Below are 21,816 nucleotides of genomic sequence, written 5' to 3'. Positions count from 1 at the left end.
AGAAAAATAAATTACTTTAAGCTGATTGATTAGCCGCCATACTAGTTAAAATAATCACAATAAAAACGAAAAAAAGTGCGCTCAACTGCTGACGATGCGTACACCTTTAACCATAGCAACGTCAGTTTTATTATTGCCGCGTCCTGTCTGTAGTGAGTGCCACAGCTTACTTTTGGTGCAATAAAAGTCAGGTGAACTAGTGCTAGAATTATCTAAATGGCCATTTGCTGTGTCAAACAGTTATATCGTAGTGGCTAGGTGTGTAAGTAGGTGTTAGTTTAAAACCTATTGATAGCGACCTCCTTGTCTGATTTCTTAAACAGAAACGATATTGCTTTGTTTATGCTGTAATCATAAAATGCGCAAAATAAAAGCACAAGAAATATACTCACTTGTGCTAAAGATTACTTATGCTAATTGAAAGCGCTGTTTGTGCTTTGATAACAAAATGGCTGGGCTTGAGCTGCCTTAATGCCGATAGGCTACAGTTATTTGCCGACTAATAAAACCATTTGGCTAACGTGAGTCTAATTAAGCAGCGACGTTTATCTTAAAAAAGCATAAAAATTGCTTTATTTTTTGAAACCGATTACTTTTAATGTTAAGGCAACTGACTAACACAGAGACACCCAATAAATGCTTTAATGACCAAAAATTTGCTGAAGGTGAGGTTGATTCGATGCGCAGTTTCAGTCATATCGGTTTACGGCGGTATTTACTTGAGTTAGGTGAATTCAATGCGCTGGATGTATTAGTGTTAGAAAGTCCTAGCCGTTATTATCGCGTTTGTTTGCATCAGTTGCAGGATTTAGAACGCTTGACCAAGCAAGCTATTTTTAGTGTGGATTGTTAAGGTCAAAATTTTGAAAACCGGTAAACTAGTTTAACGCTACATAATTTAATGGATCAAAAACGATAAAGAACAAAAAAACGGTTACTGTGCTAATTTCAATTTCTAGTGAAATTAACCCAATAGCCGATTTTTCTAATCAGTTAAATATATTTTACGTAATTCTTGAAGGTCATGATCGGTCAGTTGCAACCCTTCATGTAAATAGTTGTTCAGATCACCGGATTCACGCTTAACTTGGGCCATTGCAGCAGCCAAGTAGTCTGCGTGAACACTATGCAATGAGCGGATGTTGGCAATTGTGTCGGCAGAAGCGTGCTGCGCCTTTAATTCGTTGAGCCGCGCATTGATATGCGGTGCCGCAATTTTATTAGTCAGCAGATAGTCAGTTTTTATTGTTTCTTGGTCAATGCCCAATGCAGCCATAAAGAAAACGGCGGCCATTCCGGTGCGGTCCTTACCGGCAGTACAGTGAAATAACGTCGCTGCACCATCTTTAGCGTTAGCCAGCAGAATTTCGAAGAATTGATGATAACTTTGTTTGGCGTGCGGTTCCGCAATCATATTGTGATAAACCAATTTCATGTGCTCGTGGCCATGATTGGGATTGCCTTGATATTCATTTTCTAATTCTTGCAAGGTTAACGAGTTTTGCGTTTGATCATAATTAAAGACCGGTAAGTATTTGTAAGTTGCATTAGCTGGTACTTTATCAGGCGCTTCCTTGACTTCATCGGCGGAGCGCAAATCAACATCAAATCGGGTACCATATTGGTCAAGGTAGGTGAGATCTTGTTGACTAAGTGGCGCTAAACGCCCAGAGCGCAGTACCTTATGATATTTAATGTGCTGGCCATTCATACTTTGATAGCCGCCTAATTCGCGGAAATTGTTACCAGTTGTGATCGGTAATGCGCGTAAAGCAGATACTTCTGTCGTCATCCATTCCAATCCTTCCATTATTTAGTTATATGCTGTTACCATACCATAAATAGGCGTTAAAAGCAGGTTAGCTGTTTAGTCATCTAACACTTCAATACCGAGTACAGTCAAATGACCATTGGCGACCAGCTGGATGACTAATTTAGCCATGTGTTCTGGTGAAAAATCGCTATCGGCGTGGACCCACCAATTAACGGTACCAATGAAAATCGATGTCATATAGGAAATAATAAAGTCAGTGGGGATTTTTTTCTTATTATGTGTGATCAATAAATGCTCAAAAATATCAGCGTAATGCTGGGCCAATAAATCATGTAATAATTCGGAAAGGCGTAGGGAGTTAGCGCCATCTAAGGCTAACATGTAAAATTGGCGATTGGCTTTGATTTCAGTAAATAAACGAGTCAATAAATGCGTAACGGTTTTAATTTTGATTTGACTACCGTTAATTGTTTCGCCATCGAGAATTTTCAAAAAAGGAATCATACTAGTTGTAAAAATCTGGTCGTAAAGGTCTTGCTTGTCCTTAAAATGAGCGTAAAAAGTTGTCCGATTGATCATCGCCTTATCAGCAATTTCCTGGATTGTGACGGCTTCAAACCCCTCTTCTTCAACTAATTGCATAAAAGCAGAAAAAATCATTTTCTTGGTACGGAGGATACGTAAATCAACTTTCTTAGCCATTTTTGTTGCTCCTTTTTGGACACAGGTAAGCGGCACTTTTTTCAAGTCTAGTGCGAATCAACTATAAGATATTCTAATTGGAATGACGTAGTAAATAAATTGGATTAGGCTCTAATTGAGAACCATTTTCAATTGTGAAAAAAATCGTTAGCAGTATTTTGTAATCGGTAAAACTTTTTAAAAAGTTAAACGACAATTCATTTTAATCCGTTGTTTATCACACAAATCAATGGAAATTGCTGATTGAATTTTTTTTGTGAAGTCGTAAACTAAACACGAATAGTATAACAGACATACTGTTGGATATTCAACAGATGTTTGCTATCTAATTTGTACCAAAAACTGTTTTTGAACGGTTTTTGGGAAACCTGGTGTAACGTGTTGGAATGACGTGACTTCTTCCGTAATCGTGTGGAAGTGAGTTCTAGCATACTGATAAACGTGTAAAAAAAGCAGCTTATTCCACATAACGACGCTAGCAAAACGATCCACTGTGTGGTTCTTATTTGTTAGCTAAGTTATGTTCCATAAGCAAATCGCTTTTTTTAACACTCTGATTTTAAAGGGGGATTTCGCGATGACGGAGAAACTTTATGGTGGCATTGACGTTGGTTCAACAACGGTCAAGTTGGTCATTATGGATGCGGCTCAGCAGACACTTTTTGCCCGTTATGAGCGGCATTATTCAGATGTAAAAGCAGCGAGTAAACGGATCTTAGAAGAGGCAATCGAGGAAATTAAGCCAACAACGCCGATTGCCTTCACAATTACCGGTTCTGGTGGCATGGGTTTGGCTAATTTGTTGCAATTGGAGTTCGTTCAAGAAGTAATTGCTTGTACGAAAACAGTTGAAACACTGATTCCACAAACCGATGTTAGTATTGAACTCGGCGGTGAAGATGCCAAGATCACGTTCTTTGGTGCGTCATTGGAGCAACGGATGAATGGTAGTTGTGCCGGCGGAACGGGTGCATTTATCGATCAAATGGCCACGTTACTGAAAACCGATGCAAATGGGTTGAATGAACTGGCTAAGGATTTTGAAACAATTTATCCAATCGCTTCACGTTGTGGTGTGTTTGCAAAAACTGATGTGCAGCCGTTGATCAATGATGGTGCGCGCAAAGCCGATATTGCGGCGAGTATTTTTCAAGCGGTGGTCAATCAGACAATCGCTGGTTTGGCGTCTGGTCATAAAATTAAAGGTAAGGTCGCCTTTTTAGGCGGACCACTATATTTCATGGATCAGTTGCGTGCTCGCTTTATTGACACATTAAACTTAGCACCTGAAGATGTTGTTTTCCCAAGTGATCCGCAATTATTCGTTGCCAAAGGGGCCGCATTGTACGCGCAAAAACAGCCGGTCATTAATTTGGTGACGTTATTGGATCGTTTAGAACACGGTGATGATCGTGTGATGCGGCCATCGCGCTCGTTGACACCACTATTTAAAAACGATGACGAGTTACAAGAATTCCGCAAACGCCACGCTGAAGCCAAAGTGGAAACACGCGATTTAGCTAGCTACCATGGTGTTGCTTTTCTTGGTATCGATGCTGGCTCAACCACGACTAAAGTGGCTTTGATGAGTACCGACCACAAGTTGCTGTATACGTATTATGACAACAATGACGGGGCACCACTGGAAAAAACTGAAACTATTTTAACCGATATGTACAGCAAGTTACCAGCTGATGTGACGATTGGCAAGGCTTGTGTCACCGGCTACGGCGAACATTTAATTAAAAATGCGTTGAAGGTTGATCTCGGTGAAGTTGAAACAGTTGCCCATTATCGTGCGGCACATTTCTTCCAGCCTGACGTTGATTTTATTTTGGATATCGGCGGTCAAGATATGAAAGCCATGACGGTTAAAAATAATGCGCTGACGACGATCAAGTTGAACGAAGCTTGTTCATCTGGTTGTGGCTCATTTATTGAAACTTTCGCAACTTCTTTAAAATATAGTGTTAAAGACTTTGCGCAAGCTGCTTTGTTGGCACAACATCCCGCTGACCTCGGTTCCCGTTGTACCGTCTTCATGAACTCAAAAGTTAAACAAGTTCAAAAAGAAGGCGCAACAATCGGTGATATTTCCGCTGGGTTGTCTATGTCCGTTATCAAAAACGCATTGTTCAAGGTGATCAAGTTGCGCCGTGCCGAAGATTTAGGCAAACATATCGTCTGCCAAGGTGGCACATTCTACAACGAAGCTGTTTTGCGGGCCTTTGAACAAATCTCTGGACGCGAAGTCATTCGGCCAAACATTGCTGGCTTGATGGGCGCTTATGGGGCAGCTTTGATTGCTGAAACTGCTTATGAAACTGGCGACAAAACCACTTTGTTAGATACTCAAGCGATGCATGATCTAACCTTTAAAAAAGAATTTATGCATTGTGGCTTGTGCGAAAATAATTGTGCCTTAACGATCACAATTTGCAGTGATGGTCGGCGCTTTGTCACCGGTAATCGTTGTGAACGTGGTGCTGCACGGGGCATGAAACAACGAGTACCTAAGGACAACGGCAAAGTTAATTTAGTTCAAGAAAAGTACAAGTTATTATTCAGCTACCGGCCATTACGGAAAAAGGAAGCACGCGGTGTCATCGGTATTCCGCGGGTCTTAAATATGTATGAAGATTATCCGCTATGGCAGACGTTCTTCACTAAGTTAGGTATTCGCGCTGTTTTATCACCAAAAGGGAGCAAGAAACAGTTCGAATCAGGGATCGAAACGATTCCTAGTGATACCGTTTGTTACCCAGCTAAACAGGTGCATGGCCACATTCAAGCGTTGATCAATAAGGGTATTCATACCATTTTCTATCCAGGTATTGTCTATGAACGTGTAGAAAATAAGGATGCACAGAACCATTTTAATTGTCCAATTGTACAATCATATCCCGATGTGATCCGTAATAACGTTGACGAGATCCGTGCTGGCGAAGTTGATTACCGGAACCCATTCTTGAACTTAGGTGATCCGGAATCAACTGTCCGCAACTTATACGAAACTTTCAAAGATTTTGGTGTGACTGAAGACGAAGTTAAGGTTGCATTAGACGCAGGTTACGCTGAATTGGATCATTTCAAACAACAAATTCAGGATCGCGGCGAAGATACGTTACGTATGCTGAAACAAACCGGCGAACGTGGTATCGTGCTAGCTGGCCGGCCGTATCATTTGGATCCAGAAATCAATCATGGGATCGCCCAAATTATCACTGCTGAAGGTTTCCATGTTTTGACCGAAGATTCAATTGCACATTTAGGTGATGTCAAAGGCTTACGGGTCGTTAATCAGTGGGTTTATCATTCTCGTTTGTATGCTGCAGCACGGGTTGCAGCGCGGGATCCACAATTGGAATTTGTTCAATTGAATTCATTTGGTTGTGGCCTAGATGCCATTGATACGGATCAAGTCGAAGAAATCATGACTCAGTACAATCGTCTGTACACTTGCCTGAAAATTGATGAAGGCACGAACATGGGTGCAGTGCGGATTCGTTTACGGTCACTAAAGGCGGCTGTCTCCGAACGGCGCCGGCGCCAGATCATGCCTGAAAAATTGCATGAAGACGATAAGCCAGTTCAATTCACTAAAGATATGCGTAAAGAGAAGTTTACGTTGTTAATGCCAATGATGTCACCCATTCATCAACAAGGGTTAGTCGACGTTGCCTTGCAAGCTTCTGGCTACAACGTGGTCAACTTACCAGTTGATGACCATTATGCCATTGATGAAGGACAGAAATTTGTCAACAATGACGCTTGTTTCCCAGCAATCATTTCTATCGGCCAAATGCTTGAAGCATTGCAAAGTGGCAAGTATGATCTTGACCACACGGCGGTGATGATGACGCAAACTGGTGGTGGCTGCCGTGCGACTAACTATATTCCGTTGATCCGCAAAGCGTTGAAGGACGCTGGCTTCGCGCAAGTGCCTGTCGTTTCCATGTCCTTAGGTAATCAAGGGGTTGAAGAAACGCCTGGCTTCAAGCTGACCTTACCACTGATTAAGCGAGTTGCCTTAGCCTTCTTGTATGGTGATTTGTTCGAACGAATGGTTTACCGCACACGACCATACGAAAAGAACCCTGGCGAAATCGATAAAATGCACGATCAATGGTTGGATTTAGTGAAGCCTAGTGTGATCAAAGGCAGTTTCCGTGAATTCAAGCATAACGTGCAACAAATCGTTAAAGACTTTGATACAGTGCCATTGCAACAAATAAACAAACCAAAAGTTGGTCTTGTCGGTGAAATTTTGGTTAAATATTCACCAATTGCCAATAACAATATTGTTCGTTTATTGGAACAAGAAGGTGCCGAAGCGGTGGTACCTGATATCGTCGGGTTCATGAATTATTCGTTGTACAACCAAATTTATCGTTATAAGCAATTTGGTTTTGCCAAAAAATCAGAGCTACTAGCCGAAGCAGCCTTGAAGTTGATCAAATGGTGTGAACAGCCATTACAAAAGGCTTTAACGGCTTCTAACCGGTTTGACGGTATTGCAGCAATTGAAAGCTTAGCACATGATGCCAGCAAGATTTTGTCGTTAGGCAATCAAACTGGTGAAGGCTGGTTCTTGACTGGTGAAATGATCGAGTTGCTCAAAAGTGGCGTCGACAATATCATCTGTATGCAACCATTCGGCTGCTTGCCTAACCATGTTGTCGGCAAAGGTGTTGTAAAAGAATTACGGCGCCAGTATCCACAAGCCAACATTGCACCAATCGACTATGATCCAGGTGTTTCAATTGTTAACCAGTTGAACCGTATTCGGTTAATGTTAGCTACGGCCAATAAAAACTTAGCAACGCAACAAACTGTGACAACTTCCGTTAATAGCGGACAAAAGTTATCTGCGGTTAGTTCCCGAGTATAAGAAATAGCACATAAAAAGCGTCTAGTGTAGGCGCTTTTTATGTGCTATTTGCGTTGAATTATTTTTATTTAGTAGTAATTCTGGTCGCTAGATCGATAAAACTGCGATCATCTTGCATTAGCGGAATGATCAGCTCATGACAACGAGCGAGTTTGTTGTCGGCAAACGTGAAAATCGAGATCACTTCGGCAAGCGCTTGATGGCCATTATGCTGCGTGGCGGTAAGCTGATAGGCGACTGTGATCGTTTGGGTTGTTTCATCGAAAACGACATCGTTAAAGTAGCTAAACACTAAGCGGTCTAAATTAGCGTGCAAATTCGCCAAATGCTGTTTGACTTGATCAGTATTAAACTGGTGGCCATTAGTGGTTTGCGTGTAATCGACTGTGAGATAGTTGTCTAGTTGGTCTAATGCAAAGCGACTCATGACATCACGGTAAAACGTCGTCATAAACTGGGTGGCCTGTGCTTTGTTCATCAGATAGCCTGCTTTCTGAATTGAATGAGAAAACGTTTTCTAACTAAATTATACGGTAAATTTTGATAAAACTCTAGATTTAATCAGGAAAAATAATTGAAAGTTCACAATTTTTCACAAGAAGCTTGTTTTTTTGTACTTGGCATTAACTAGCTGCCTGCTATAATTGGGTTATTCGTTAGGTGAGTGATTAATCACTACTCTAAAAAGGGGGATAAAGTTATGGCAGCTGCGATAATCAATTTAACGCATTTAGTTAAGAAATTTGGAACGCAAACTATTTTAAAGGATATTAACTTTACAGTTGTCCCAGGGCAGATCGTGGGTTTAATTGGACCATCTGGGGCGGGGAAGTCAACAATTATAAAGTTAACATTAGGCATGGAAAAGGCTGATAACGGGACTGCAACAGTATTTGGTCAAACGATGCCGCAACGCCAATTATTAGCCAAGATCGGCTATATGGCACAAACTGATGCTTTATACGAGACTTTATCAGGCCAGGAAAATTTAGTTTTTTTCGCTAAAATGAAAGGGCTGTCCAAGTCAGAAATAGTGCATGAAATAACGTATGTCGCTAAAGTTGTTGGTTTAACGGCGGATTTAAATAAACGCGTCAGTGGTTATTCTGGTGGTATGAAACGACGCTTATCGTTGGCAATTGCCTTACTAGGCCAGCCACAGCTAATCGTACTAGACGAACCAACCGTGGGCATCGATCCAGCACTGCGGCGCCAAGTATGGCGGGAATTAAATAAGTTACGGGATGCAGGCCGTAGCATTTTGATCACCACCCACGTGATGGATGAAGCGGAGCTAGCCGACCAAGTGGCCTTATTACTCGATGGCGAAGTGATCGCCTTTGACACGCCAGCAAAGCTTAAACAACAATACCAAGTTGCCACGATTGAAGACGTCTTTTTAAAGGCTGAGGGGGTGCAATTATGAGAACATGGGCGATTGCAAACCGCGTGATCAAGGAATTACTCCGTGATAAGCGGACGTTAGCGCTAATGTTTCTAGCGCCGATTTTTATTTTAATTTTGCTAAATTTCGTTTTTTCCGCTAGTCAGGCGACTGATGTGACAGTCGGTACTGTAGCAGTGCCCCAAGCGCTGCAACAAAATCTTGAGCAGAGTAAACATGTGACTGTGAAAAAATATACCAGCAAAGCAGCAGCGCAAAAAGGGTTAAAACAAAATCGGTTAGATGCTATTGTTCAGCATAAAACTGCTAACTATAGTTTGACGTACGCCAACACGGATGCTAGTAAAACCACGGCAGTTAAAATGGCGTTCAAAAACGCGCTGGCAACCAATACTATGAGCCAGCTTAAAAGCAAGCTAATGGCGACGACCGCCAGCCTCGCTAAGTTACGCCAGCAATTACCAAATGCACCAATACCGCAGCAGTCAGCAGCAAAAGTAGCTGCGCCAAAAATCACTAACCATTATGTTTACGGTGACAGCGACACTGGCTTTTTCGATAAAATATTGCCAATTCTAATGGGCTTTTTCGTGTTCTTTTTCGTTTTCCTAATTTCTGGAATGGCGTTGTTAAAAGAGCGCACCAGTGGCACTCTGAATCGACTGCTAGCAACGCCAGTCAAGCGGTCGGAAATTGTTTTTGGCTATATGCTTAGTTATGGCATTCTAGCCATTTTTCAAACGATTCTGATTGTACTGGTAACGATTTGGTTGCTCAAGATCAAAGTTGTGGGTAGTCTGATCAATGTGGTGGTGATCAATCTGCTGTTAGCGTTGGTTGCGCTGGCTTTTGGAATTCTTGTCTCCACTTTTGCCAATTCGGAATTCCAAATGATGCAGTTTATTCCAGTGTTAGTGATTCCGCAAATCTTTTTCTCCGGTATTATTCCGCTGGATACCATGGCTGACTGGGTCAAAAAAATTGCTGCTGTGATCCCGCTAAAATACTCGGGCGATGCCACGACGCAAATTATTACCCGCGGTGTTTCTATAACTAGCTTAGGCCTAGATATTGGCGTGTTATTCCTATTTCTAATTGGTTTAACTATTTTGAACATCGTCGGATTGCGGCGCTACCGCAAAGTTTAGTTGTTGGTCCCGATAACGTTATAAAAAAGAAGGGTGATTATGCAAACGACTATTTTCGATAATTATCGTAAGTGGGTACAGGATCAAACCATGCCCAAAGGAAAACGAGCGGTTTTGTTGGCAAGTTTAGACTTGTTTGCCCAACATGGGTATGCCAGCACATCCACTGCCCAAATTGCGCAGCAAGCTGCTGTTAGTCAAGCAACGATTTTTAAGTATTTTAAAACAAAACAGGATTTGTTATTAGCGATTCTCCAGCCAATCATTGAGAATTTGATTCCACAATACCGTGATGACTTTTTACCAAAAATTAATCAGTTCGCAACGCTGCCGACAATCGTTCATTTTATTGTATCTGACCGTTACCAGTTCATTAAGGCCAATGCGGATGCCATGATTATTCTATTGACTGAGCTATTGACGAATGACACCGTTCACCACCAATTTTTCGCAATGATTCAGTCATCACAACCGCTGTTTATGCAGCATGTGGTACCGGCCTTAAAAAAAGCAGGTATTCACGCTGACCTAGATTTAGGTGCCGTCATTCGCACTATCGTTGGCCAGCTGATGACTTATTTTTTCCAGCAACGCTTAATGCCGAATATACCAGTTGATGAAGCACATGATTTACAACTTATTGAAGCACAGATTATTCGTGCAATCGAAAAATAACGCCTGTAATTAGGCGTTATTTTTTTGTTCCACGTATTCTTTTAGCACAACAGCCTGATTATGTTGTTCATCCTTAGCACCAAATAAGAAAATGACAGTTGGCTGTTGTTGAATTAACTGCAAAAAAGCCGGTGTTGCAGGATTTTTTGCCAATTCAGCTAAATAACGTTGACGAAACTCAGGATATTTGGCGACATCGTGATTGAACCATTTACGTAGTTCATTAGTTGGTGCAATCACCTTATTCCAGTCGTCTAAGGCGGCATTAACTTTGCTAATGCCGCGGGGCCATAAACGGTCGACTAGGAGCCGGTAGCCGCTATGATCGGCAGGCTTGGTGTAAATACGCTCTAATTTAATGTTCAAAGTAAAACGATCCTTTCTACCAGCTGAACCAACAACGTCTTTATTTTTTTACGTATTGCTTCAGTAAAATCAAAATAACGTGATATGTTAAAAGCGCTAAGATTAGTGATCTAGCGTTTTAACGATCAGCGGGAGCTCAATTGGTGCGACTGCGTAAGCACTTGGTGCAGCAGCGTTCAGCTCAGCTTGTGAACCAAACCCATAAGTGACGGCGATACTTTGCAAGCCGTGGTCGTGGGCGCCGTTAATGTCATTTTCGCGATCGCCGACCATCACTAGCCGGTGGGCCTGATTAAGTCCAGTTTCGTGTTGGGCATAAGCGATAATTTCACTTTTACCAGCGCGCGTTTCATCCATGCTAGCGCCGTAAATAGCGGTAAAATATTGTCCTAGGTCAAAGTGCTCACTGATTTGTTGGGCGTATAGTTCTGGCTTTGACGTCGTGATGTACAGATGATAATGCTGTTGTAATTCGCTTAATGCTTCAGGGATGCCTGGATAAACCGCGTTTTCAAAGATGCCACGCTCAGCGTAATATTCGCGATAAGCGGTTAAAGCCAGCTGGGCGTCAGCAGCACTGAGTCCGGCATATTTTTGATATGAAGCCAGTAATGGCGGTCCGATAAATAACCTCAAAGTAGCAGCATCTAATTCAGGTAATTGCAATTTGTTTAGCGAATATTTGATTGAGTTGACGATACCAGTCTGTGAGTCAGTTAGCGTACCATCTAAATCAAAAAATAGGGCTTGTAGCATATGAAACCTCCTAAAAGTTTGGCGTATCTGCTATAGTTAATTATACGTGTTTTTTCAGAAATTTGGGCGAACGTGGTAAACTAATATGGAAGCAATCGTTGGATTGGAAAAAAGATGGCGTATGTCAGTAAGGAGTTTTTGAATGAATTTACCAAGTAGAAGCCAGACGCATCAACAAAATGTGATCAGCACATCGTCAAAGCGGCATGGTGCGCTCACCGTTTTATTGAGTATTTTGGCTACAATCTGTTTGCTACTGGCGGTTGGCACTGGCGTTGTTAAACAGCGCGTATTTAACGCTGATTATTTAGTCACTGAACTGGATAAAACCGATGCAGGTAAGCAATTAGCTGAGGTCGCCAATGCAGAACTTGCCAATGTAATCACGGATCGTGGCTTGCCCAGCTCGGTCACCCAGCAAGTTACAGCCACCGCCGCACGCCAAGATCTTGATCAAACCGTGCGTAATTTAATTGCTGGCACGAGTCAACCAATTTCGGTGAATCATATTGTCGCGCACGCAAAAACTAAGTTGACTAGTACCTTTGGCCAACAAAGTTCTGTCTTAGCTGAATATGGCGCGGCGAATACGGTCGTCAATGGTGTGACTAAAACCTTGCAAACGCGCTTAACTACTGAGTTAAATGTTCCGCAGGTCACTGAAGCTGCTGCAGAAGTGACAACCGTGAAGAAGATTGTTACCGGCGTCTTTTGGGGTGCCACAGTGGTCACGGTCCTCTGTTTAATGTTATTATTGTGGTTGGATCACAATGTCTTCCGCTTCGCCAAGCAATTTGGTTGGATCACGTTGATCAGTGGTATATTGATTTTCATCGTTTACTTTGGTGTATCAGCAGCTGGTGTGATTGAAATAGCAGCGATTGCGGCTAAATCCTTTAGTACTGCGGCTGCAGCCATTGGCAATGCGGTATTAAATAGCTACGCGCTACCAAGTTATATTTTGATGGGTGTCGGGCTGATCAGCTTGTTACTCAGTTTATTTGGTCGTAAACGGCGTAGAAATTAAATAGTTTAGACGGTTGGAGCAGATATGCTTTCAAGACAGTCCCTTCTAGGGTGAGGAGGGCTGGCTTGGTGTATCTGCTTTTTTGTTTGTCTGGTTTTTATGGTCGTTGCAATTAGGAAGAGGAGCGAAATTCGTATGGCATTTTTAGGAATTTTATGTTTAATTTTACTCACCACGTTATTGGCGGGGCATTTTAGCCGCAAACTGGGTGTGCCGGCCGTCATTGGTCAATTATTAGTGGGGATCGTTTTAGGCCCAGCGATTTTAGGTTGGATCCAACCCAGCAGCTTCATCCATGACTTTTCGGAAATTGGGGTCATTTTATTAATGTTTATGGCTGGCCTGGAAAGTGATATCGGCTTGTTAAAACGTTATTTGCGGCCAGGAATTTTAGTGGCAATGGTAGGTGTGGTGCTTCCACTAGGCTTGGTGACTTTAGTCAGCTTATGGTTCCACTTTTCGTTATTATTGGCGGTATTCATGGGTGTTATTTTCACAGCAACATCGGTATCGATCTCTGTGGAAGTATTACGCGAATTGAATATATTAGATAGTAAGGAAGGCACCACGATTTTAGCGGCTGCGGTGGTCGATGATGTGCTTAGCGTGATCATTTTAAGTGTTTTTGTCAGTATAAGCGGAGAAAATACCGGTGGTAATACGCCTAGTTTGTTGATTGGGTTTGTTGAACAGATCCTCTACTTTATTGGTATTTATTTCGTCGTTAAATGGATCGCGCCATTTTTAATGCATTTGTCACAACGTTTTCTGCTTGGTGCGGCCGCAACGATCATGTCGTTAGTAATCTGTCTAAGCATGGCCTATTTGGCGGATTTGATTGGTTTATCGGCCGTTGTTGGGTCCTTTTTTGCCGGTATTGCTGTGGGCCAAACGCCATATAAAGCTGAAATCGATCATAATATGGAACCTATTGGCTATGCGGTTTTCATTCCTGTTTTCTTTGTCAGTATTGGGTTGGAAATGAACTTCAAAGGGATGAGTGATGCCCTGTGGTTTATTATCGTTTTGACGATCGTAGCAACCCTGACCAAGTTAATTGGTGGTGGCCTTGGTGCGCGGTTAGCTGGCTTTGATTTGGCCAGTAGTTATACTGTCGGTGCAGGGATGATCTCGCGTGGAGAGATGGCGCTGATCATCGCCCAAATCGGTTATGAGGCTAAACTGATTGCCCCAGAGTACTACTCGGCGACGATCATCGTGATCGTGCTGACCACGCTAGTTGCGCCATTTCTGCTTAAGCATGCGGCAGCACGGCAGATACAAGTTCAAGGCCAAGTAAAAAGCCACGAAAATTAGCGTGGCTTAACGGGTAATTATTTGGCAAATAGTAACTGGATTTCCTGATTCGGCAGGTCTAAGTTGATGGTGACGTGCCGGTTGAGATCCTTAACTAAATGATAGGCAAAGGTAGCTTGCGCATCTGGGGTAGTTAGTTCTTGCGTGAATTCATGGCCGCTAAAATTAAAATTTTGCAGGATAAAAATGTGGTCAGTGACGTAGTTCAGATTGTTATCTTTATGGTTAGCACCGGGCTTCAAAACGCTATCGATATAATGATATAACGTAGGCAGATCGTGATACAGTGGTTCGGTTGTGTCGATGGTAATGTGAAAGGGCGCAGCTTGTCCAGGCAATTCATCATTTAAGGTGACTTGTGTTAATGCTTGATAAAGTTTCATTTCCGCAACCTTCTTTCTAACTGGCTTAGATAGCTTCATTATAAGCAAAATAAGCCGCGGCGTAAAATTTAAACCGTTGCACGAATCAGACAAATTATACTAACGACCGAAAACATGTTAAAATGGAGTGATGTTTAGGCAGATTATCTTAAATAGTTTGTGTATTGGGGATGGATCAGCATGACAATGTTCGTGCTTGTCGGCTTATTGATCGTTGCCGGACTGATTTATTTAACGGCGGAACAATTATTTGCTGGCTTTATTTCAATCATTATTTTTCTGGGTGAGCTTATTATCACCGGTAGCGGCGCAATACTAACGTTTGTGCTACAATTTTGCATTCGTGTTAAGCGTTTATTGGTTCGCGCTAAACAATTTGTACAAAGTGAATCTTGAAAAAGGGAGTCGTTGACAAATACTTTTGTCGCGGCTCTATTTTTTTGATCTAAGTTGGCAGCGGCCTAGGCGAAAGCCATTAACAGTTGGTGGAATTATCGCTGAAATCAATCGGTGAAGTGCCACGGTGGAACGATGCTTAACCTAGCTGGTGCCTGATGGAATCAACTAACGTGTTGATGGTAGCTATCTATTTTACTTGTGTCGAATTGACAGCGTAAAGTAGTGATTCGACGCATTTTTATCCGTTTTAGCGTTATTCTGCTGAACATGATAGGTGACACAACTAGGTAAGACGTTAGGCCGTTGCTTGGTAGCAATAGCGGAATAGCTAGTAAGTAAGTGTAGGAAAAATTGGTCGGGTGGGTTTCAAAGCAGGAATTCAAGCTAAAGTCGCTAAATGAGAACTGTTTTCATTTAGTGACTTTTTTATTTTTACCGCTAATTCATTGATATCAGTGATTTAAAACGGTATTCAACCTGAAAAAGATAAAACTTTTTTCTGAAAAAACTTGATTATTAGTAAATGCACAACTAAAATGAGATAAAAATTAAAATATTCTAATCTTAATCAAATCTGAGGTGGGATTTCATGATAGATCGTGAACAGACCCTCTATGAACCGCGTTATGAACACGCTGCTTGTGGGATGGGCTTTATTACTAAGGTCACTGGTGAATGTAGCCATCAGCTGGTTGAACAAGCATTGACCATGTTAGCCCGCATGAATCATCGTGGCGGTACCGGTGCTGAGCCGGATACTGGCGATGGTGCCGGAATTTTAATGGCGCTGCCAGATACCTTTTTTCGACAATATGCGCAGGAACAGTCCTTAACGTTACCGCCAGCTGGTGATTACGCTGTTGGAATGTTCTTTTTGCCACAACAACCAGCCGATAAGGAAGCTGAATTGGCAGCCATTACAACTGAAATTGGTCACGCCGGCTTTAACGTGCTGGGAACCCGCGCCGTACCCTATGTTTATGAAAATTGTGGACCAACCGCGCAACGAGTTATGCCAGGTTTTGCTCAAATATTGATTAACCGGCCGCATGATATTCCGGCAGGGCGTCCGTTTGAAGACGCTTTGTACCAATTACGCCGCCGCTTGGAAAAAACATTTGCTGCGGATGAATTTGCGATTGCCAGCTTATCTAGTCAAACGATTTGTTACAAAGGGATGCTACATGCTTATCAGGTTGGTTTATTCTATCCTGATTTGCATGATCCCGCCATGCAAACTAATATTGCCTTGATTCATTCACGCTTTTCAACGAATACATTTCCTAGTTGGGAGCGGGCGCAACCATTCCGTTTTCTGGCTCATAACGGCGAGATCAATACGTTAAAGGGTGCCGAAAACTGGATGGCTAGTCATGGCGTTGAAGTTTACAACGAAGAAGATTCTGATTCGGCTAAGTTAGAAAACTGTCTCGAATATCTCTACCGCAATGGTCGTGATATTCCGCAAGCGCTGATGATGTTGGTGCCTGAAGCATGGGGCGATGCAGTGCAGTTGCCAGCTGCGGAGCGAGCTTTTGACGAATATAATGCTAGCTTTATGGCCCCATGGGATGGTCCTGCAGCGTTGTGCTTCACCGATGGGATTCAAGTTGGTGCAGCCTTAGATCGCAATGGCTTACGACCATCACGGTATTTTCTGACCAAAGATAATTTATTAGTTGTTGCCTCTGAAGCAGGGACAGTCGATGTCGCACCTGAAGCTATTGCTGAAAAGGGGATTCTCGGTCCTGCCGATATGATTTTAGTCGATACCGCTGAAGGCCGTTTCTACCATACAGCTGAGTTGAAGGCGCATTACGCCCAACAATATCCTTATAGTCAATGGTTGCAGGACAATCAGTTGACCCTAGATAGCTTGCCACAGGCTGATGTCACTGAAAATCTGTCATCAGAAGCGCTACAGACGTTGTGGCGCCGGCATGGTTATACCGACGATATCATTCGTGAAGCCATTATCCCAATGGCAAAAAATGGTGAAGAACCGATTATTTCTATGGGCTTCGATTCACCGTTAGCGGTATTGTCAGAGCGGCCGCAATCGCTGTTTACGTACTTTAAACAACAGTTTGCGCAAGTTACCAATCCGCCAATTGATGCGATTCGAGAGAAATTAGTAATTGGCACTGAACTATTTATTGGCCGTGACGCTGATGTGACCACTGACACGGCTGCTAATGCTAAGAAAATTAAGTTAGCGACGCCGATGCTTAGTTCTACAGATTATGAACGACTTCGGCACTTAGACATGCCTGATTTCAAATCGACTGAAGTGTCATTGTGCTACGATAAAAAAGCACGGCCAAATCGGTTAGAACAAGCACTAGATAGTCTCTTTCAGGCCGCAGAAGCTGCTATTGATAATGGAACGACAATTTTAATTTTAACTGATCGTGGCGCGACTGAGGATAAATTAATTATTCCTGTACTATTGGCTGTGGCTGGCTTAAACAATTATTTAGTGGCCAAAGGTAAGCGGGGCCAGGCGTCGATCATTGTTGATACTGGTGAAGCCTGTGAGGTGCATCATTTTGCGGCCTTGATTGGTTATGGGGCGTCGGCGATCCATCCTTATGGCGCTTACGCTACCTTAGGGGCATATGATTTAGCTGATCATGTTGAAACTTTCCGGCAGGCTTGTGAAAAAGGCATTATCAAGATCATGAGCCGGATGGGGATTTCGACGATTGCTGGTTACCAGGGTGCGCAATTATTTGAAGCAGTTGGTTTATCTTCTGCTGTGGTGGAACGCTACTTTACCGGAACGGCTAGTCGTATTGGCGGCTTGTCGCTGGAACAGATCGAACAGGAATATTTAGCGCGTTATGATCACGCTTATGGGCCTAAAGCGCATGATCCATTACCATCTGGCGGTAGCTTTAAGTTCCGTGCGGAAGGTGAGCATCATTTGTATAACCCAATGACGCTGTACAAGTTCCAACAAGCTGTTCGTGGCGGCAACTACGAGCTATACAAGGAATACGCCAAAGAAATGCGTGATGAAGAATTAACTAGCCCGACGACATTGCGTTCGTTATGGACGATTAGTTCTGATAAGCCAGCGGTACCGTTAAGTGAGGTTGAGCCAGTTAGCGCTATCGTTAAGCGTTTCAAGTCCGGCGCCATGAGTTATGGCTCCTTGTCCGAAGAAGCGCACGAAACGATTGCTGAAGCAATGAACGCACTAGGCGCTAAAAGTAATTCTGGTGAAGGTGGCGAAGCTCGTGATCGCTTTAAGCCCCAAGCTGACGGCCGTAATTTAAACAGTAAAATTAAGCAGGTGGCGTCAGCACGTTTCGGCGTTAATACCGAATATTTGATGAGCGCCGAAGAAATTCAGATCAAAATGGCGCAGGGGGCTAAACCTGGTGAAGGTGGCCAATTGCCGGGGATCAAGAACTTCCCTTGGGTCGCAGCCATTCGTGGTTCTGTGCCTGGTGTACGTTTGATTTCACCGCCACCGCATCATGATATTTATTCGATTGAAGATCTAAAACAGTTGATTTTCGATTTGAAGCAAGTTAACCCCAATGCTAAAGTGACGGTTAAATTAGTGGCTAGCACTGGTGTCGGTACCATTGCCACCGGCGTCGTTAAAGCAGGCGCTGATAAAGTCGTGATTTCCGGCTATGATGGTGGGACTGGCGCAGCACCACGTAACTCTGTCCGGGATGCTGGTTTACCATGGGAAATGGGCTTATCTGAAGCTCATCAGACCTTGGCGTTAAACCGATTACGGCAACGGGCGACCTTAGAAACCGATGGTAAATTAATGACTGGCCGTGATATCGCGGTTGCCATCATGCTAGGTGCTGAAGAATTTAGTTTTGCCCAGTTAACGCTGGCGTCGATTGGCTGTATTATGATGCGTGTCTGCAGTCTGAATACTTGTCCAACTGGGATTGCTACGCAGAATCCAGCACTCCGTAAGTTCTTTGCTGGTAAGCCAGAACATGTGATGAATTGCATGCGTTATTTAGCACAGGATCTACGTGAACAAATGGCGGCCTTAGGGTACCGGACGGTTGATGAAATGGTTGGTCATACGGAATTGTTAAAGCCACGGTTTATTGCTAAAGGTAAGGCTAAGTCGTTGGACTTCAGTCGAATTTTAAGCACGTCGATCGGCATTGAGCGTAAGTCGAATGATCCATTTGCGACGCCAGTACAGCAGCCAGAATTAGATGCTTTTGCGACAGAAGCGCTGCAAGAAACTAAGCCAACCGAAATTAGTGCGCCAATCAACAATGTGATGCGGACAGTCGGCGGTAGTATGAGCGGCTGGATTGCTGCACGTTTTGGTAATCAAACGTTGCCAGCGGGGCGGATCAGCTATCAATATACTGGTGTTGCTGGTCAAAGCTTTGGTGCCTTTATGACGCAGGGATTGGAACTAAAATTAATTGGTGAGGCTAACGATTATGTCGGCAAAGGGCTAAGTGGTGGTCGTTTGATCGTTCAAGCACCAGCTAAAGCACAAAAGCTGTATAGCACAACACCGATTGTTGGTAACGTGGCTTGCTTTGGTGCGACTGCTGGCGAGGCCTTTTTCAATGGCCGTGCTGGTGAACGCTTTGGTGTCCGTAATTCTGGTGCTGATATCGTCGTTGAAGGTATCGGTGATCATGGTTGTGAGTACATGACTTCCGGCACAGTAGTCGTTCTGGGCAGTACTGGCCGCAACTTTGGTGCTGGGATGTCTGGCGGGGTTGCTTATGTCTATGATCCCGCGAACAAGTTTGCTGCTAATTGCAATTTGGAAATGGTTGAACTGTTCCGTTTAGGCGAAACTGGCGATGATCATATTTTGAAACAATTATTAGAGAAGCACGTGTACTATACTGAATCAACTAAAGCCAAAGCAATTTTAGCTGACTGGACTAATCAGAAGCAGCATTTCGTCAAAGTTTATCCGCAAGATTTCCGGCATATGAATGAAATTATGGCCGATTTAGCCGCCAAAGGCACGCCGCAGGCACAATTAGCGGAAAAGGCGTTTGCCATTGCTACCGGCGAGAATGTGTAGAGAGGAGCGAATGCAATATGGCTGATCCATTTGGTTTTATGAAATACCCCCGCAAGAACGATCCGTATCGCCCAATTTATGAACGGGTGCACGATTTTAAAGCGCTGGAAGAAACACTACCGGAAGCAGCACGGCGGCAGCAAGCTGCTCGTTGTATGAATTGTGGTGTACCTCATTGTCACTCAGGCTTCTTCTATGGTGGTGGCCGTGCAGTTGGTGGTTGTCCCAATGATAATTTAATTCCTGAATGGAATGACTTGATTTATCGTTACGAAGATAAAAAAGCCTTTGAGCGCTTAACGTTGACTAATTCGTTACCTGATTTTACCGGTAACGTCTGCCCTGCACCTTGTGAGGTTTCCTGTAATGAGGCGTTAAATGGTCAAGGCATCACGATTCGGAACAATGAGCGGTTTATTATTGAGCAAGCGTATAAGCATAATTGGGTCAAAGCAAGTGGCATGCCGGTTCGCCGTAATGGGATTCCCGTTGCGGTGGTTGGTAGTGGCCCCGCTGGTTTGGCCGCGGCTTGGCGCTTGAACCAGCTTGGTTACAGCGTGACTGTATTTGAACGTAATGATCGTCCTGGTGGGTTAGCAATGTATGGCATTCCTAACATGAAATTGCCAAAAAAAATCGTTGCGCGGCGAATCAATGTGATGAAGGAAGTTGGTATTAAATTTGTCGTCAATACCACAGTTGGTAAAGACGTCACTGCCGCTGAGTTACAGCAACAATTTACCCGAGTGCTCTTAACTATTGGCGCAGGGGTAGCACGTGATTTGAAGGCACCTGGCCGTGACTTGGCTGGTGTACAATTTGCGGTTGATTTCTTAACCACTGCTACTAAAGCAGTGGTCGCTGACGGTACTGCAGCAACCCAACGCTTAGCTGGTAAAAAAATAGTTGTTATTGGCGGCGGCGATACCGGTAATGACTGCATTGCGACTGCTGTTCGTCAAGGCGCTAAAGACGTGAAACAACTTGAAATCACTGCCGCCGCACCCGCACAACGGGGTACCGATAATCCATGGCCAGAGTGGCCACGAATCAGCAAGTCTGGTTACGGTCAAGCTGAGGCAAAGGAATTATTTGGTGATGTGATCACACAATATGAAACCACCGCTACCGCCTTTAATGGCACGGCTGGCCAAGTGACTAGCTTGACTACTAGTAAAGTAGCTAAGTTCCAACCAATTGCAGGCACTGAGCAAGAAATGCCGGCTGATCTTGTGTTGCTGGCGTTAGGCTTTACTGGTGCAGCGACTGATGTGTTTGATCAATTTGGCGTTCATGAAATTTACGATGGTTATAATACCAACGTTGATCAAGTTTACGTTGCTGGTGATGCTCGCCGCGGCCCTAGCTTAGTCATTTGGGCGATTCGTGAAGGTCGCTTATGTGCCGAAGCAGTTGCCCAATCGATTACGGCAGTTGCTGCCGCACAGGCATAAATATAAACATTATTCCGCATTGAAGTGCTTCATAATTGTTAGACAAAGAGTCTAATGATTGTGGGGTACTTTTTTATTAAAAAAGCGCTTGCAATAAAAAGTCAAATAAGATAGAATTTGACTATCAAACGTACGTTCGTGTGTAGAAAGGTGGCCAGCAGATGACAGATAAAATAGTGCTTTTAGAGCGAGCCACGCCGAATGATGGCCATTACTTATATGTTGTTGGGCAAGACATTTATCGGCTGCAAGAATTGTATCAGCAACGTATAGTTATTCCGACTGTGCACGTTAATAACGGGAAGGTCACGGTTATCCAGTAAAATGGCGCAGATAAGTATCAGATCAAATTAGCAAGAGTGCCGTCGGCTATATTTGCCAGCAAGCAAATAAAAAAGAAGCGGCCAAGGCCACTTCTACTGGGTCTACACTTTCTGGTATTGGTGAATAACTAATACCGGTTTTTTGTCTGTTT

General features: G+C 43.4%; 17 protein-coding genes and 1 other annotated feature. Of the genes, 11 read left to right on the top strand and 6 right to left on the bottom strand.

Going from position 1 to position 21,816, the window contains the following annotated elements:
* The first annotated feature begins 679 nt into the window (after positions 1-679).
* Complete coding sequence (locus EKM80_RS14805; protein ID WP_164509477.1) at positions 680-853, top strand: hypothetical protein; 174 nt, start codon at positions 680-682, stop codon at positions 851-853.
* Positions 854-985: 132 nt separating this feature from the next.
* Here the strand turns inward: EKM80_RS14805 and EKM80_RS01580 are convergent, their stop codons facing one another.
* Positions 986-1,792 carry a tyrosine-protein phosphatase gene (locus EKM80_RS01580; RefSeq protein ID WP_125551372.1) on the bottom strand — a complete coding sequence of 269 codons (807 nt, stop codon included), beginning with the start codon at positions 1,790-1,792 and terminating at the stop codon, positions 986-988.
* A 75-nt stretch (positions 1,793-1,867) separates the two neighbouring features.
* Complete coding sequence (locus EKM80_RS01575) at positions 1,868-2,476, bottom strand: TetR/AcrR family transcriptional regulator (protein ID WP_125551371.1); 609 nt, start codon at positions 2,474-2,476, stop codon at positions 1,868-1,870.
* Positions 2,477-3,053: 577 nt separating this feature from the next.
* Between EKM80_RS01575 and EKM80_RS01570 the strand changes: the two genes are divergently transcribed.
* A complete protein-coding gene (locus tag EKM80_RS01570; RefSeq protein WP_125551370.1) occupies positions 3,054-7,367 on the top strand; it encodes a 2-hydroxyacyl-CoA dehydratase in 4,314 nt (1,437 codons plus the stop codon).
* Between the two features lie 64 nt (positions 7,368-7,431).
* Here EKM80_RS01570 and EKM80_RS01565 read toward each other — a convergent pair whose 3' ends face one another.
* Positions 7,432-7,845, bottom strand: coding sequence for a nuclear transport factor 2 family protein (locus tag EKM80_RS01565; protein ID WP_125551369.1), 414 nt, complete (start codon positions 7,843-7,845; stop codon positions 7,432-7,434).
* Between the two features lie 222 nt (positions 7,846-8,067).
* On the opposite strand from EKM80_RS01565, the gene EKM80_RS01560 reads away from it, so the two are divergent.
* The 3 genes from EKM80_RS01560 to EKM80_RS01550 are packed head-to-tail and all read left to right on the top strand — an operon-like array spanning position 8,068 to position 10,595.
* Positions 8,068-8,793, top strand: coding sequence for an ABC transporter ATP-binding protein (locus tag EKM80_RS01560; RefSeq protein WP_125551368.1), 726 nt, complete (start codon positions 8,068-8,070; stop codon positions 8,791-8,793).
* Positions 8,790-9,920 carry an ABC transporter permease gene (locus tag EKM80_RS01555; RefSeq protein WP_125551367.1) on the top strand — a complete coding sequence of 377 codons (1,131 nt, stop codon included), beginning with the start codon at positions 8,790-8,792 and terminating at the stop codon, positions 9,918-9,920. Before EKM80_RS01560 ends, EKM80_RS01555 begins: the two co-directional genes overlap by 4 nt.
* Positions 9,921-9,959: 39 nt before the next feature.
* Positions 9,960-10,595, top strand: coding sequence for a TetR/AcrR family transcriptional regulator (locus EKM80_RS01550; RefSeq protein ID WP_125551366.1), 636 nt, complete (start codon positions 9,960-9,962; stop codon positions 10,593-10,595).
* A gap of 9 nt (positions 10,596-10,604) precedes the next feature.
* Here EKM80_RS01550 and EKM80_RS01545 read toward each other — a convergent pair whose 3' ends face one another.
* Positions 10,605-10,961: a DUF488 domain-containing protein gene (locus EKM80_RS01545; protein ID WP_125551365.1), complete on the bottom strand. Its 357-nt coding sequence runs from the start codon at positions 10,959-10,961 to the stop codon at positions 10,605-10,607.
* A 102-nt stretch (positions 10,962-11,063) separates the two neighbouring features.
* Positions 11,064-11,717 (bottom strand): HAD-IA family hydrolase, encoded by a 654-nt coding sequence (locus EKM80_RS01540; RefSeq protein WP_125551364.1) that lies wholly within the window; start codon positions 11,715-11,717, stop codon positions 11,064-11,066.
* 142 nt (positions 11,718-11,859) lie between these two features.
* On the opposite strand from EKM80_RS01540, the gene EKM80_RS01535 reads away from it, so the two are divergent.
* Both EKM80_RS01535 and EKM80_RS01530 read left to right on the top strand, forming a co-directional pair.
* Positions 11,860-12,744, top strand: a complete 885-nt coding sequence (locus EKM80_RS01535; RefSeq protein ID WP_125551363.1) for a hypothetical protein — start codon at positions 11,860-11,862, stop codon at positions 12,742-12,744.
* An 11-nt stretch (positions 12,745-12,755) separates the two neighbouring features.
* Positions 12,756-12,804: a sequence feature (sodium ion sensor (DUF1646 type); this cis-regulatory element may regulate processes involved in with the transportation of sodium ions), on the top strand.
* A gap of 75 nt (positions 12,805-12,879) precedes the next feature.
* Positions 12,880-14,061, top strand: a complete 1,182-nt coding sequence (locus EKM80_RS01530; RefSeq protein WP_125551362.1) for a cation:proton antiporter — start codon at positions 12,880-12,882, stop codon at positions 14,059-14,061.
* A 17-nt stretch (positions 14,062-14,078) separates the two neighbouring features.
* On the opposite strand, the gene EKM80_RS01525 is transcribed toward EKM80_RS01530, so the two are convergent.
* Positions 14,079-14,444: a hypothetical protein gene (locus tag EKM80_RS01525; protein WP_125551361.1), complete on the bottom strand. Its 366-nt coding sequence runs from the start codon at positions 14,442-14,444 to the stop codon at positions 14,079-14,081.
* A 180-nt stretch (positions 14,445-14,624) separates the two neighbouring features.
* On the opposite strand from EKM80_RS01525, the gene EKM80_RS01520 reads away from it, so the two are divergent.
* The 4 genes from EKM80_RS01520 to EKM80_RS14800 all read left to right on the top strand — a co-directional run bounded on the left by EKM80_RS01520 (position 14,625) and on the right by EKM80_RS14800 (position 21,664).
* Positions 14,625-14,840 (top strand): hypothetical protein, encoded by a 216-nt coding sequence (locus EKM80_RS01520; RefSeq protein WP_125551360.1) that lies wholly within the window; start codon positions 14,625-14,627, stop codon positions 14,838-14,840.
* Positions 14,841-15,432: 592 nt separating this feature from the next.
* A complete protein-coding gene (gene gltB / locus EKM80_RS01515; protein ID WP_125551359.1) occupies positions 15,433-19,887 on the top strand; it encodes a glutamate synthase large subunit in 4,455 nt (1,484 codons plus the stop codon).
* 17 nt (positions 19,888-19,904) lie between these two features.
* Positions 19,905-21,341, top strand: coding sequence for a glutamate synthase subunit beta (locus EKM80_RS01510; RefSeq protein WP_125551357.1), 1,437 nt, complete (start codon positions 19,905-19,907; stop codon positions 21,339-21,341).
* A gap of 161 nt (positions 21,342-21,502) precedes the next feature.
* Positions 21,503-21,664, top strand: coding sequence for a hypothetical protein (locus tag EKM80_RS14800; RefSeq protein ID WP_164509476.1), 162 nt, complete (start codon positions 21,503-21,505; stop codon positions 21,662-21,664).
* The last annotated feature ends 152 nt before the right edge of the window (positions 21,665-21,816 follow it).

Origin of the sequence: Loigolactobacillus jiayinensis, from assembly GCF_003946445.1 — a bacterium.
Taxonomy (GTDB): Bacteria; Bacillota; Bacilli; order Lactobacillales; family Lactobacillaceae; genus Loigolactobacillus; species Loigolactobacillus jiayinensis.
The sequence above is the reverse complement of the archived record's forward strand: the minus strand, read 5'-3'. Positions and strand labels throughout refer to the sequence as shown.

What these genes read in the sequence shown, in the direction of transcription:
- EKM80_RS01560 (WP_125551368.1), top strand. Translation starts at nt 8,068, where the DNA reads ATGGCAGCTGCGATAATCAATTTAACGCATTTAGTTAAGAAATTTGGA.
- gltB (WP_125551359.1), top strand. Translation starts at nt 15,433, where the DNA reads ATGATAGATCGTGAACAGACCCTCTATGAACCGCGTTATGAACACGCT.
- EKM80_RS01580 (WP_125551372.1), bottom strand. Translation starts at nt 1,792, where the DNA reads ATGACGACAGAAGTATCTGCTTTACGCGCATTACCGATCACAACTGGT.
- EKM80_RS01510 (WP_125551357.1), top strand. Translation starts at nt 19,905, where the DNA reads ATGGCTGATCCATTTGGTTTTATGAAATACCCCCGCAAGAACGATCCG.
- EKM80_RS01555 (WP_125551367.1), top strand. Translation starts at nt 8,790, where the DNA reads ATGAGAACATGGGCGATTGCAAACCGCGTGATCAAGGAATTACTCCGT.
- EKM80_RS01520 (WP_125551360.1), top strand. Translation starts at nt 14,625, where the DNA reads ATGACAATGTTCGTGCTTGTCGGCTTATTGATCGTTGCCGGACTGATT.
- EKM80_RS01540 (WP_125551364.1), bottom strand. Translation starts at nt 11,717, where the DNA reads ATGCTACAAGCCCTATTTTTTGATTTAGATGGTACGCTAACTGACTCA.
- EKM80_RS01535 (WP_125551363.1), top strand. Translation starts at nt 11,860, where the DNA reads ATGAATTTACCAAGTAGAAGCCAGACGCATCAACAAAATGTGATCAGC.
- EKM80_RS14800 (WP_164509476.1), top strand. Translation starts at nt 21,503, where the DNA reads ATGACAGATAAAATAGTGCTTTTAGAGCGAGCCACGCCGAATGATGGC.
- EKM80_RS01575 (WP_125551371.1), bottom strand. Translation starts at nt 2,476, where the DNA reads ATGGCTAAGAAAGTTGATTTACGTATCCTCCGTACCAAGAAAATGATT.
- EKM80_RS01525 (WP_125551361.1), bottom strand. Translation starts at nt 14,444, where the DNA reads ATGAAACTTTATCAAGCATTAACACAAGTCACCTTAAATGATGAATTG.
- EKM80_RS01530 (WP_125551362.1), top strand. Translation starts at nt 12,880, where the DNA reads ATGGCATTTTTAGGAATTTTATGTTTAATTTTACTCACCACGTTATTG.
- EKM80_RS01570 (WP_125551370.1), top strand. Translation starts at nt 3,054, where the DNA reads ATGACGGAGAAACTTTATGGTGGCATTGACGTTGGTTCAACAACGGTC.
- EKM80_RS01550 (WP_125551366.1), top strand. Translation starts at nt 9,960, where the DNA reads ATGCAAACGACTATTTTCGATAATTATCGTAAGTGGGTACAGGATCAA.
- EKM80_RS14805 (WP_164509477.1), top strand. Translation starts at nt 680, where the DNA reads ATGCGCAGTTTCAGTCATATCGGTTTACGGCGGTATTTACTTGAGTTA.
- EKM80_RS01565 (WP_125551369.1), bottom strand. Translation starts at nt 7,845, where the DNA reads ATGAACAAAGCACAGGCCACCCAGTTTATGACGACGTTTTACCGTGAT.